The following is a 12,563-nucleotide window of genomic DNA, read 5'->3' on the forward strand; positions in this document are numbered from 1 at the left end:
CTCAAGTCACCCTGTATCAGGGGTGAGTAGCCGGGCTCATATCTGTGTGACGACTTTCGAACAGGACGCGAAGACCCTGGAACTGCCCTGGCCGTTCACCGGCCGGGCGGACGAACTGGAGCTGATCCGCGGTTCGTTGACGGCCGGGCGGCACGGCATCGTGGTGACCGGTCCGGCCGGCCGGGGCAAGACCCGGCTGGTGACCGAGGCCGTCCGGGGCGGCGACTGCGCCAAGGTCACCGGGACGCCCGAGACCCGCTCGCTCCCCTTCGCCGCGTTCGCGCACCTGCTCCCCGAGAGCGTCACCCTGCACCGCGCGGTCCAACTCCTCTCCGGCGTCCGGCTGTTGCTCGTGGACGACGCCCATCTGCTCGACGACTCCTCGGCCGCGCTCGTCCACCAACTCGCCGTCCACGGCCGGACCCGGCTGGTGGTCGTGGTGGCCGACGGCCACCCGGTACCGGGTGCGGTGTCGCGCCTGTGGACGGGCGAGCTGCTGCCGCGCCTCGCGCTGGAGCCGCTGCCCCGCGAGGAGACGGCCCAGTTGCTGGCGCTGGGCGCCGGGGGACCGCTGGAACCCCTCACCGTGAATCGCCTGTACGGCCTCTGCCGAGGTGATCTGCGGCTGCTGCGCGACCTGTTCGGCGCGGTGCGCGAACGCGGGCTGCTGACCCGGACGGCCGACTCCGACGAGTGGGCGTGGCGCGGCCCGGTGCCGGTCACCGCGACGGTCCGCGAACGCACTGCCCAAGTCCTCGCCCACACCGGCCCCGAGGAGCGCGAGAGCCTCGAACGCCTCGCGTTCGCCGAGCCGTTGGCGTCCTCGCTGGACGACTTCGACCTCGACGTCCTCGAACGCCTGGAGACCGAGGCCCTGATCCACGTCGACGACCAGGGCGCCGTCCGCCTCGCCCACCCCCTGCACGGCCCCGCGCTGCGCGCCGCGGCCGGCCGGCTCCGGGCCCGCCGACTGGCCCGCACCCCGGACCAGTGCGTCCCGGCCCTCGCGGCCGAACGGTCCGCGCTGACCGACCGCATCGACCGCACCGACGTACGCCCGCTGCCGACGCCCGTGGGGGAGTGGCTGGTGGCGGAGGGCGCACCGGTACCGGCCGGGTACGCCGCCGTCCGCGCCCGGTTCGCGAGGCTGCGGGGCGAGCTGCGTGAGGCGGCGGCCTGGGCACGGGAGGGACTGCGGCAGGCTGCGGGCAGCCGCGCCTGCGCGGCCGAACTCGCCCTGGCCGCAGCCCAGTCGGGCGACGTACCGGCCACCGACGAGGCCCTCGCCCACCGCCCCGCGTCCGGCGACGCGGGCAGCTGGCTGGCGGCGGCACGCGGTGATGTGGAGGCGGCCCGCGAGATCGCCGACGGCAGATGGAGAGAGGGCGAGGAGCCCCGCGGCCTCACCGCCGAGGACGCCAGGCCCGCCGCGTACGTCCTCTACGACGCCGTACGCCTCGGCGCCCCCGAACGCGTCGCCGACCGGCTCGCCAAACTGCCCGGCGACGGCCCGGCCGTCCTCGCGAGGCACGCGGAGGCGCTGGTCGAGAGCGACGGCCCCGCACTGGACCGGGTAGCAGGGGAGTTGGAACAGCGCGGCTTCTTGCTCTTCGCAGCCGAGGCACACGCCCAAGCTGTCCGCGCCCACCGAGACCCCCGCGCCGCCCGCATGTCCCGCACCCGGGCGGTAGCCCTGGCCCGCCGCTGCCAGGGCGCCCGCACCCCGGCCCTGTCCGGCCTCGTCCTGGGCGAACTCACCGCCCGCCAACGCCAGATCGTCACCCTCGCCGCCGCAGGCCTCACCAACCGCCAGATCGCCGACCGCCTCACCCTCTCCATCCGCACGGTCGGCAACCACCTCTACAGTGCGTACGCCCGCCTCGGCGCGAGCGACCGCGGGGCGCTGCCGTGGCTGGTGGAACTGCCTGCGGCGCAGTCGGCGTAGGAGAGGGGACCCCTCAAGCCGCCCCGAACGCCGAGAACGCCCACCCCGTCGCCTGATGCACCGCGTCACCCGGCAACGACGCCCGCGCATCGCGCAGCGCCTCCGCCAGAGACAGGCCGGCGCGCAGGCCCTTGTGCAGGGCGAGCATCAGGGGGACGACCGCCGCGTCGTTGACCGGGGCGCTGCTCGCGATCACGCCTGCCGTGCCCAGGGGGAGCAACGCCGTTACCAGGCCTAGGAGTTCGTCCGCGCCGACCGAGGCGAGGCGGGCCGTGTCGCAGCTGGAGAGGATGATGCGGTACGGGCTGCGGGCGAGGCGTTCGAAGTCGTGGACGATGAGCGGGCCGTCGGCCATGCGGAGGGACGAGAACAGGGGGCTGTCCGCGCGGAACGTGCCGTGGGCCGCGATGTGGGCCAGGGTCGCGCCGTCCAACTCGGCCAGCACGCGCGGGACTTCGGCGTCGTCGTGCTCCAGGACCGTGGGCCTGACGTAGCGGTCGGCCAGGTCCGGGACCTCGGCGCCGCCGGTCGCGAGGCCGGGACCGCGCACCAGGACGTGCCGGCCGCCGGACGGCGGTTCGGTGTCCAGGGCGCGCAGCCAACTGCCCGCCGACGGCGACACGCTGAGCACACGGTCGCGCAGCGAGGGCAGCAACGCCCAGGGCACACGGTGGAGTCGGCCCGGCGGAACCACCACCACCGGGCCGGAGCCCAGGTGTTGAGCCGCCTCGCCGAGGAGGAGTTCCTCCAGGCGTCGGCCCGCCGCCTCCACCACCGGGAGCCTCGCCTCCGCTCCGGGATGCGCCAGACGCCGTAGACCCGCCTGTACGTGTTCCGCCTCGGCCATCGCCTCCGCGAGGAGGCCTGCCTCGAAGCGGCGGACCCGGCCGTCTCCGCAGAGCAGAGCGTGCACCTGGCCGTCCACCACGGCCAGTTCCACCAGCCGTGTCCCACCGAGGCGTGCCAGCAGGCGAGTCGGGTCGAAGCGGTCGCCCTCGCCGGGGGCGTCGCCCCGCATCCGGAGGGTGCGGGAGCGGATCTCCCGTTCCAGGCGCCGCTGTTCGCGTTCCAGGGGCGGCAGCGGGCGGCCCTTGCTGCGGGCCTCCTCCGCGCGGGCGGCGATCACGCGGAACGCCGTCAAGTCGCTGAGAAGAGCCGGATCGGCCGGTGGCCGGGCGGGTGGGGTCGACAGGGCGGTCGCCCGCCAGCGTTCGCTCCAGACCAGGAGGCGCCGCGGGCCGCCGGACGTCAGACTCGCGCGCTGGGCCAGCGCCGCCAGTTCGGCGCCCTGCGCGGTCGCCCGCGCTCTCAACTCCGAGGCGCCCAGGGTCGTACGGTGGTCGTCGAGGACGTCGAGCCCGCGTCGGCACGCCTCCAGCACCCCGCGACCGGAGCCTGCCGCCTGTGCGCGCAGCGCCTGTGCCGCCCAGCCCGTCATCCGGGCCAGCGGCGGGCCGCCGCGTCTGCTGCGGGCGGCCACCGCCAAGTGCCGTTCCGCGTCCGCCGTCCAGCCGAGGGCCAGTGCGATACGGCCCGCCAACAGCGAGGCTTCCGGTGCGGACGGCGAGCCGAACACGGTCAGTCGGTCGGCCACCGCGGCGGCGTCCGCCACCAGCCGCCCGGACGCGCGCCCGGCCGCCAACCTGGCCTCGATCAGCACCAGTTGGGCATGTGTCTCCCACCAGGTGCGCCGCTGCGCGGCGAACAGCCGTACCGCCACGGCCGCGCGCGCGATCGCCGTGGGCGGATCGTCCGCGAGCCGCGCGGCCCGGGCGGCCACGAGCAGCAACTCCGCCTTGCGGGTGGACTGTCCGCCGATCCCGTCGAGCAGCCCGATCGCCGTGTCCGCGTACGTCAGGGCCTCCCCGGCCAGGCCCGCGCTCATCAGGACCTCGCAGCGGCGGATGGTGAGCATGAACGTCGGGATGGCGAGTTTGGCGTACATCACCTCTGCCTCGTCGAGGAGTTGGAGCGCCACCGGGATGTCGCCCGACCGGAACGCCGCGAGCCCCCGGCTCTCCACCACGTCCGCCTTGTCGTGCTCCTGGCCGGTGGTCTCCCACAGCCGCTCGGCCGTCGTGAAGTCGGCGTCGGCCCGGTCCACCGCGCCCAGCGCGAGATGCACGGTCGCGCGCAGGGTGATCGCCCGCGCGATCCAGATCACGTCATCCGCCTGCCGCAGCACGGCGATCGCCCGCCGAACGTCCTCCAGCGACTCGCGGTGCCGGCCCAGCACCCACCAGACGTACGCCCGCCGGTACAGCACCCGCGCCCGGGTCTGTCCGGTGCCCCGGGCGATACCCCGCTCGAAGGCATCCAGGCCCTGCCGGGTGCGGCCCGCGTGCACCAACGCCACGCCCAGCGTGCCGAGTACGTCCGCCTCGCGGTCCGCCGAATCGGCGCGGGCCGCCAGGTCGCGGGCGCGCCGCAGATGGTGCAGGGCGAGCCGGAGATCGCCGAAGTCCCGCTGCCACATGCCGATCGCGTGGTGCGCCACCGAGGCCCGGAACGGCGTCGGATCGCCGTCGAGAACCTCCCGCGCACCGGCCAGCGCCTCGTTCGGAGCCGCGAACACCATCGGCAGCAGTTCGAGAATCGAGTCGCTTCCCGCTGTCACTTCTCCCATGCTAGTGGTCCCAGGTGCAGACCACACAGGTTTGGAGCTGTATCAAGAAGCGGCCCGGCGGCTCTGATTGACGACCGCCGCCGCAGTGGGAGGAACACGCCATGGCGCCACAGCGATTCCACGAGCAGTTCGACCAGATCCAGCGCTCGATGCCCGACGTCGTCCTGGCGATGGGGCCGGACGACTCCGCCGAGTTCTTCTACGAGAAGGGCGTCGTGCTCGCCCGCGACGGCGAGGAGGCCCGCGTCGTCGAGGACACCGTGCGTACGCACTTCACCGCGGCCACCGGCCTCAGCGCGGACGCCGTGCGCCGGGCGGGCCCCGAGACCAACCGGTCCGGCATCACCCGCATCCAGGTCGGCGACCCGGGCGTCGGCGACCGGAACGGCGACCACGCCGTGGCGAACGCGCTGCGCGCACTGCGCGAACCGGAGGGCCGCGCCGGACGGCGACTGGTCAGCCGCAACCACGTGGTGTCGATCGCGGTGAACGCCTGCCCCGGCGACGAGCCCGTGCCCGCCCCGCTCACCGAAGGCTCCAACCCCGCGCCCGCGGAAGCCGGTTACGACGCCGACACCGCCGTGGGCGTCCTCGTCATCGACACCGGTCTCATGCACGACTACCGGTCGTACCCGCTGCTCGCCCACGTCCAGGGCGACGCGCAGATCCGGGAGACCGACGACGCGGGAGTGCTCCAACAGTACGTAGGGCACGGCACGTTCATCGCCGGGCTCGTCGCGGCCGTCTCGCCCAACACCGAGGTCACGGTCCGCAACACCCTCAACGACGCCGGCGCCATCCTCGAATCCGACTTCGGCGAGGCCCTGTTCGCCGCCGTCGACCAGAACGGCTGGCCCGACGTCATCAGCCTCTCCGCCGGCACCTCGAACGGCCGCACCGACGGACTCCTCGGCGTCGAGGGCTTCATGCAGGAACTGCGCGGACAGCGCACCCTGTTGGTGGCGGCAGCCGGCAACAACGCCAGCGCCACGCCCTTCTGGCCCGCCGCCTACGCCGACCTCCCCGACTACCAGGACGTCGTCCTCTCGGTCGGCGCGCTGCGCAGCGACGGCGAGTTCGGCGCCTGCTTCAGCAACCACGGCGCCTGGGTGAAGGCCTACGCCCCCGGCGAGCGGCTCATCGGCCCCCTCACCGGCTTCGGCGCACCCACGCCGTACGCCTACCAGCACTCCACCTACGACGCCTGCCGGTTCGGCTTCACCTACAGCTGCACCTGCCAATCACCCACCCACAAGGGCGTGTTGAGCCAGGCCGGGGACACCGAGCCGGGCAGCCCGGACCAGGCGACGTTCGAGGGGCTCGCCCGCTGGAGCGGGACCTCGTTCGCCGCGCCCGTCGCCGCCGGCATGGTCGCCGCCTTCATGACGGCCAACAAGGAGACCGACGCGCGCGCCGCCCGCACCCAACTCCTCACGGGGAACACCGAGTACGCCGAAGTGCGCGGGGCGCACGTACCGGCGCTGCGCCCACCCACCTGGCGCCCGGTCCCCGTCGTACCGCTCTCCCCTCCGGCATGACGGCCGGAACCCTCCCCTCCACGGCGTACGATGACATGCCGTACACGAGGGGTGGCACCGTGGAACGTGCAGAAGTCGGCGCGCTCGTCCAGTCAGCCGTCGACGGCGACGCGGCGGCCTGGAAAGCGCTCGTCGAGGGGTTGAGCCCACTGGTCTGGTCAGTGGTGCGCGCCCACCGGCTCTCCGACGCCGACGGCCACGAGGTCTACCAGACCGTGTGGCTGCGCTTCTCCCAGCACCTTCGGCGCATCCGCGAACCCGAGAAGGCCGGCTCCTGGCTGGCGAGCACCGCACGCAACGAGTGCCTGAAGGTCATCAAGTCGCTACGGCGGCTCATGCCGACGGACGATCCCCAACTCCTCGACCGCATCAGCGAGGAGCGCACCCCCGAGCAGTCGCTGATCGACTCCGAGGAGGCCGCCTCCGACGCCGAGCGCATCCGGCGGCTGTGGCAGGAGTTCGAGCAACTGGGCGAGCGCTGCAGGCAGTTGCTGCGGGTACTGATGGCCTCGCCGCCGCCCAGCTATCTGGAGGTGTCCGCCGGCCTGGAGATCGCCGTCGGCAGCATCGGCCCGATGCGGCAGCGCTGCCTGCGCCGGCTGCGGGCCCGACTGGACGCCCGGGGGGCGCTGTGAACGGCATGCACGACGACGGTCCCGACGCGTTCGACGCCTTCGGCCAGGAGCCCTTCGACGACGAGGAGTTCACCGAGCAGGAGGATGAACAGGGCGACGGCGCCGGGGAGTTCGAGGACGCGCTCCTTGAGGAGGAGCTGCGTCAGGCCGCCGCCGTCCTGGACCCGGTCCCCGCGGACCTGCGCCAGTTCGCCATGGACGCCTACGCCTTGTACGACCTGGACGCCCGGCTCGCGGAGCTGACCTTCGACTCCCTGGTCGACGCGATCCCGGTCAGAGGGGCCATGGACGTGCCCCGCATGCTGACCTTCACCGCGGGGGAGCTCAGCATCGACGTGGAGGTGACGAGCGAGGGCCTGATGGGCCAGGTGATGCCGCCCCAGCCGGCCGGCATCGAGGTCCTGAACGGCCTCCAGGCCCTGCGCCCCACCACCCTCACGGCCGACGCCATGGGCCGCTTCACCAGCGACGCACCCCCGACCGGCCCCTTCGCGCTACGGCTGCGGGCCGGCGGCGAGGTCGTCGTCACGGAGTGGCTCCGGGCGTGAACTCCGGTGCGCGAGGCGGGTGTTGAGCAAGGCCAGGGCACCCGCCCTCGCGCACGGCGATCCACGCGCTGCGAGCTACCAGGTCACCGGCAACGTCTGCGGCCCCCGGATCATCGTCTTCCGGCGCCAGACGATCTCCTCGGCGGGGACGGCGAGTTGGAGTCCCGGGAGGCGGTCCAGCAGGGTGTCGACGAGGAGTTCGGTCTGCAGGCGGGCCAGGACGGCGCCGGTGCAGTAGTGCGAGCCGTTGCCGAGGGCCAGGTGGGGGTTGGGATCGCGGTCGACGTCGATGCGGTCCGGGTCCGGGAAGACGGCCGGGTCGCGGTTGGCGGCGAGGTAGGAGACGTAGACCGGGTCGCCCGCACTGATCCGCAGGCCGTGCAACTCGACGTCCTCCAGGGCGATCCGGGCCAGGCCCACCGAGGAGCGGTGCGGGATGTACCGCAGGAGTTCGTCCAACGCGGCCTCCCTGCACTCGGGTTGGGCACGCAGGCGTTCCAGCAGTTCCGGGCGGGTGAGCATCAGGTACAGCATCTGGCCGCAGTTGTGGGTGACCGCCTCCCCGCCGATCTGCAGCGGGCCCGCCACACCGGACGCCTCCTCCTCGCTGATCTCGCCCCGGGCCACGGCGCCGCCGAGCAGCGAGTACACGTCGGTTCCGTCGCTGTCGGCGCGGGCGCGGATCGTGTCGGTGATCCACGCGTACATGCCCTGCTTCGCACGGTCGGCGGCCTCGGCGCCACCGGACATGGAGATGATCTGCCGCGTCCAGGCGTGCACCTGCTCCCGGTCCCCGTCGGGAACCCCCATGACCTCGCTCACCACGGCGATCGGGAACGGCTCCAGGACCCGCTCGATCAGATCAGCCGGAGGCCCGTCCGCCACGACTCCGTCGACCAGCGAGTCGAGCAGTGACTGCGCCCGGGGCCGCAGCCGCTTCATCGCGCCGACCGTGAACGCGCCCGCGATCGCCTTGCGCAGCCGGTTGTGGTCCGGCTGGTCGGCGAAGGCCAGTGACCCCGGGCGGGGCTTGAAGTGCGGGGCCATGCGCGTCACTTGACGTGTGGTGACCTCCGCGCGGCCGAACCGCGGATCGTTGGTGATCATCTTCACGTCGTCGTAGCGGGTGGCCAGCCACGCCCAGCCCTCGCCGTGCGGCAGCCGGATCCGGGTCAGCGGGCCCTCGCGCATCAGCTCCACGAGGACCGGGTCGAACTCCGTCCCGGCCAGGTCGAGCGGGGGCCAGTCCCGGACGGGGGGCGGGGCCTGGCCGGTCAGCGTGGTGGTCTCCTCGGTCATGCGTCCACCCTCGTACGCCCCCGACCGCCTGTCCTGCGGGAGTGCGCCAGCCGGAGGTCGGTCGCGGGGGCGTACGTCATCCGGATACGGCGTTCACCAGCGTCGTCAGTGCGGAGGCGAGCCGGGCGACCCCCGGGCCGTCGGGCGGGCCACCGGGCTCCGTCATGTACGTGTCCCGGCGGATCTCCACCATCAGGGCGCCGACCGCGGGCTCCTTGCCGTAGAACTCCAGCGGCACGTAGGTACCGATGAACGGGCTGTCGAGCCCGATCTCCCCGCACCCCGCGAACGCCTCGCGGGCCGCCGACAGCAGTGCGGGCGGGGTGTGGAGGGTGTCCGTGCCCAGGCAGACGGCCGGGCGGGGGTCGGTGCCGTGGAGTTCGTAGGGGAGCGGGGCGGTGGGGTAGGAGTGCAGGTCGATGACGACGGCTCGGCCCGTCGCGGCCAGCCGGTCGGCGACGGCCGCCGTCATCGCGCGGGCGTACGGGCGGAAGCAGCGGTCGATCAGCGGCTCGGGGTCGTGGTCGGCGGGCCGTAGGTCGGCGTGGTGGGTGGTGCGGGTGTAGACCGCGCCCATGCCCACGGCGAGCATCTCCTCGCGCTCGTCCGGGAAGCGCTCCGGATCGACGACCAGGCGGGAGAGCCGGTTCACGAACCGCCACGGGGTGACGGCACACCCGCGTGCCGCCTCGACGGCGATCCGCGCGGTGTGGCTGTCGGTGATGTGGTCCAGTTCGCGTTCCAGCGCCGGGTCGTCCAGCAGGATGTCTGCGCGGACGTCGGCCGGTATCTCCCGCGCGGAGTGCGGCACATGGAGGATCACGGGCGAGCAGGCGGCGCCGGGCAGCAGCTCGAAGGACGGCGTGGAGGACGGCCTGGAGGTCGGCGCGGTGGGGGACACGGGCGGCTCCCGGAGGCGTTGTCAGTGGCGTGGTGCAGGATCAAGGTATCCGCACAGACGATCACGGACCGGGGGAGCACCACCATGCCCGTCAGCAACCAGCAGATCACCGAGCACGCGTTCCTGTCCGCGCTGTACCGGGACGACTACTACCCCGACCACGTCCTGGATCTCGGCAGGGCCATCCTGCTGCGCCTGTGCGAGCGCATCGAGACCGAACACCCCGCCGACCTGCCCGCGCTGTACGCCCTCACCGAGGTCGCCACCGAGGAGTTCAACGCCCTGCAGGCCGACTTCGAGGCCGCCGACAGCGAGATCGAGACCGTGGCCCGCGAGGAGATAGCCGAGGACTTCGGATTCGTGGCCGACGCGTACGGCTTCAAGGACGCGGACGTGGAGGAGCTGATCGCCGTACGGGACTGGTGACGCGGGTGGGTGCGGGCTGGTGGGGGACAGCGCCCGGGGATTGGTGAGCGCGGCGGGTCGAAGTCCTGGCCGGAACGGGCGGCGGGCAGTGGTTCTCGCGCGGGTGGCCTGCGAGCCGGTCGGGTTGCCAGCGCCTGACGTGCCGTCTCCTGCCGGGGCTCAGCACCCGCCCGCCCCACAAACACCTCCGCCCCGGCCGGAGAAGATCCCGGCCGGGGCGGAGGGGCAGGCGTCCTCCAGGCTTCGTGCGTCAGCTCAGGGAAGCCAGCGCCTCGTTCCACGTCGTCGACGGGCGCATGATCTTCGCGGCCTTGGCCGGGTCGGGCTGGTAGTAGCCGCCGATGTCGACCGGGCTGCCCTGGACCGCGCCGAGTTCCTCGATGATCTTCTCCTGGGCGCCCGCGAGGGTCTCGGCGAGCGGGGCGAAGGCCTTGGCGAGGTCCGCGTCCTCGGTCTGCGCGGCCAGCTCCTGGGCCCAGTACAGGGAGAGGAAGAAGTGGCTGCCGCGGTTGTCGATGCCGCCGACGCGACGGGTCGGGGACTTGTCCTCGTTGAGGAAGGTCGCCGTCGCGCGGTCGAGGGTGTCCGCGAGGACCTGCGCGCGGGCGTTGCCGGTGAACGTCGCGTACTGCTCCAGGGAGGGGACCAGCGCGAAGAACTCACCGAGCGAGTCCCAGCGCAGGTAGTTCTCCTTGACCAGCTGCTGCACGTGCTTCGGCGCGGAGCCGCCGGCGCCCGTCTCGAAGAGGCCGCCGCCCGCCATCAGCGGGACGACCGACAGCATCTTGGCGCTGGTGCCCAGCTCCAGGATGGGGAAGAGGTCGGTCAGGTAGTCGCGCAGCACGTTGCCGGTCACCGAGATGGTGTCCTCGCCGCGGCGGATGCGATCCACCGACAACTGGGTCGCCTCGACCGGGGCGAGGATCCGGATGTCCAGGCCCTCGATGTCGTGCTCCGGCAGGTACGCGTTGACCTTGGCGATCAGCTGCGCGTCGTGCGCGCGGGTCTCGTCGAGCCAGAACACCGCCGGGTTGCCGGTGGCGCGGGCGCGGGTGACGGCGAGCTTCACCCAGTCCTTGAGCGGGGCGTCCTTGGTCTGGCAGGCACGGAAGATGTCACCCTTGGCGACCGACTGCTCCAGGACGACGTTGCCGGCCTGGTCGACGAGGCGGACCGTGCCGGCCGCCGGGACCTCGAAGGTCTTGTCGTGCGAGCCGTACTCCTCGGCCTTCTGCGCCATCAGACCGACGTTCGGCACCGAGCCCATGGTGGACGGGTCGTAGGCGCCGTGGGCGCGGCAGTCGTCGAGGACGGCCTGGTAGACGCCGGAGTAGGAGGAGTCCGGGAGCACCGCGAGGGTGTCGGCCTCCGCGCCGTCCGGGCCCCACATGTGGCCGGAGGTGCGGATCATGGCCGGCATCGAGGCGTCGACGATGACGTCGGACGGCACGTGCAGGTTGGTGATGCCCTTGTCGGAGTCGACCATCGCGAGCGCGGGGCCCTCGGCGATCTCCGCGTCGAAGGACGCCTTGATCGCGTCGCCCTCGGGCAGCGCGGCCAGGCCCTTGAGGATGCCGCCGAGACCGTCGTTCGGGGAGAGACCGGCGGCGGCGAGCGTCGCGCCGTACTGCTCGAAGGTCTTCGGGAAGAAGGCGCGGACCACGTGGCCGAAGATGATCGGGTCGGAGACCTTCATCATCGTGGCCTTGAGGTGCACGGAGAACAGGATGTCCTCGGCCTTGGCGCGGGCGATCTGCGCGGTGAGGAACTCGCGCAGCTCGGCGACGTGCAGCACGGAGGCGTCGACGACCTCGTCCTTGAGGACGGGTACGGACTCGCGCAGCACGGTCGTGGTGCCGTCCGCGGCGACCAGCTCGATCCTCAGCGCGCCGGCCTCGGCGATCGTCACGGACTTCTCGGTGGAGCGGAAGTCGTTCTCGCCCATCGTCGCGACATTGGTCTTCGAGTCCGCCGACCAGGCGCCCATGCGGTGCGGGTGGGTCTTGGCGTACTTCTTGACCGAGGCGGGGGCGCGCCGGTCGGAGTTGCCCTCGCGCAGGACCGGGTTGACCGCCGAGCCCTTGATCTTGTCGTAGCGGGACTGGATGTCCCGCTCCTCGTCGGTCTTCGGGTCGTCCGGGTAGCTCGGCAGCGCGTAACCCTGCTCCTGCAGCTCGGCCACCGCGGCCTTGAGCTGCGGGATGGACGCCGAGACGTTCGGCAGCTTGATGATGTTGGCCTCGGGCGTCTTCGCCAGTTCGCCCAGCTCGTGCAGGGCGTCCGGGATCCGCTGGTCCTCGGTGAGATACTCCGGGAACACGGCGATGATGCGCCCGGCCAGCGAGATGTCCCGCGTGGTCACGGCGACACCCGCCTGCGAGGCGTACGCCTGGACCACCGGCAGGAAGGAATACGTCGCCAGGGCCGGGGCCTCGTCAGTGTGCGTATAGATGATGGTCGAGTCAGTCACCGGTGCTCCGCTCCACGTCTGCAACATTGCTCGACATCAAGATATCTCCTGATCCGGTCCCACTCGACAGCGGTCTGTCCGCACTGCGCGAACACACGTGCGCGGATCAAGGGCAACCCATCGCCCGATTCCGTAGTCGGTAAGGGGTGGATCACCTTCACCGACCGACGGCCGG

At 72.5% G+C, this 12,563-nt stretch carries 9 protein-coding genes; 5 read left to right on the forward strand and 4 right to left on the reverse strand.

Annotated features, from left to right (window positions below; genetic code table 11):
- Nucleotides 1-46: 46 nt before the first annotated feature.
- The gene (locus tag OG407_RS43230) at nt 47-1,945 is read left to right on the forward strand and encodes a LuxR C-terminal-related transcriptional regulator (RefSeq protein WP_405865993.1); all 1,899 of its coding nucleotides are present in this window, start codon (nt 47-49) and stop codon (nt 1,943-1,945) included.
- A 13-nt stretch (nt 1,946-1,958) separates the two neighbouring features.
- Here the strand turns inward: OG407_RS43230 and OG407_RS43235 are convergent, their stop codons facing one another.
- A complete protein-coding gene (locus OG407_RS43235; protein ID WP_405865995.1) occupies nt 1,959-4,562 on the reverse strand; it encodes a CHAT domain-containing protein in 2,604 nt (867 codons plus the stop codon).
- Between the two features lie 110 nt (nt 4,563-4,672).
- Between OG407_RS43235 and OG407_RS43240 the strand changes: the two genes are divergently transcribed.
- The 3 genes from OG407_RS43240 to OG407_RS43250 are packed head-to-tail and all read left to right on the forward strand — an operon-like array spanning nt 4,673 to nt 7,292.
- Complete coding sequence (locus OG407_RS43240) at nt 4,673-6,109, forward strand: S8/S53 family peptidase (RefSeq protein ID WP_405865997.1); 1,437 nt, start codon at nt 4,673-4,675, stop codon at nt 6,107-6,109.
- Complete coding sequence (locus OG407_RS43245; protein WP_405865999.1) at nt 6,106-6,744, forward strand: RNA polymerase sigma factor; 639 nt, start codon at nt 6,106-6,108, stop codon at nt 6,742-6,744. The genes OG407_RS43240 and OG407_RS43245 overlap by 4 nt, the downstream gene beginning before the upstream one ends.
- Before the next feature lie 5 nt (nt 6,745-6,749).
- Nucleotides 6,750-7,292, forward strand: a complete 543-nt coding sequence (locus OG407_RS43250) for a hypothetical protein (protein WP_405866001.1) — start codon at nt 6,750-6,752, stop codon at nt 7,290-7,292.
- 75 nt (nt 7,293-7,367) lie between these two features.
- Here OG407_RS43250 and OG407_RS43255 read toward each other — a convergent pair whose 3' ends face one another.
- Together OG407_RS43255 and OG407_RS43260 are read right to left on the reverse strand one after the other, a co-directional pair.
- Nucleotides 7,368-8,591 (reverse strand): cytochrome P450, encoded by a 1,224-nt coding sequence (locus OG407_RS43255; RefSeq protein ID WP_405866003.1) that lies wholly within the window; start codon nt 8,589-8,591, stop codon nt 7,368-7,370.
- Between the two features lie 76 nt (nt 8,592-8,667).
- Complete coding sequence (locus tag OG407_RS43260; RefSeq protein ID WP_405866005.1) at nt 8,668-9,492, reverse strand: N-formylglutamate amidohydrolase; 825 nt, start codon at nt 9,490-9,492, stop codon at nt 8,668-8,670.
- A gap of 84 nt (nt 9,493-9,576) precedes the next feature.
- Here OG407_RS43260 and OG407_RS43265 point away from each other — a divergent pair, with 84 nt between their 5' ends.
- A complete protein-coding gene (locus OG407_RS43265; RefSeq protein WP_405866007.1) occupies nt 9,577-9,918 on the forward strand; it encodes a DUF5713 family protein in 342 nt (113 codons plus the stop codon).
- Nucleotides 9,919-10,168: 250 nt separating this feature from the next.
- On the opposite strand, the gene OG407_RS43270 is transcribed toward OG407_RS43265, so the two are convergent.
- The gene (locus tag OG407_RS43270) at nt 10,169-12,388 is read right to left on the reverse strand and encodes an NADP-dependent isocitrate dehydrogenase (RefSeq protein WP_405866009.1); all 2,220 of its coding nucleotides are present in this window, start codon (nt 12,386-12,388) and stop codon (nt 10,169-10,171) included.
- Nucleotides 12,389-12,563: the final 175 nt, after the last annotated feature.

This window comes from Streptomyces sp. NBC_01515 (assembly GCF_045040345.1).
Lineage (GTDB): Bacteria > Actinomycetota > Actinomycetes > Streptomycetales > Streptomycetaceae > Streptomyces.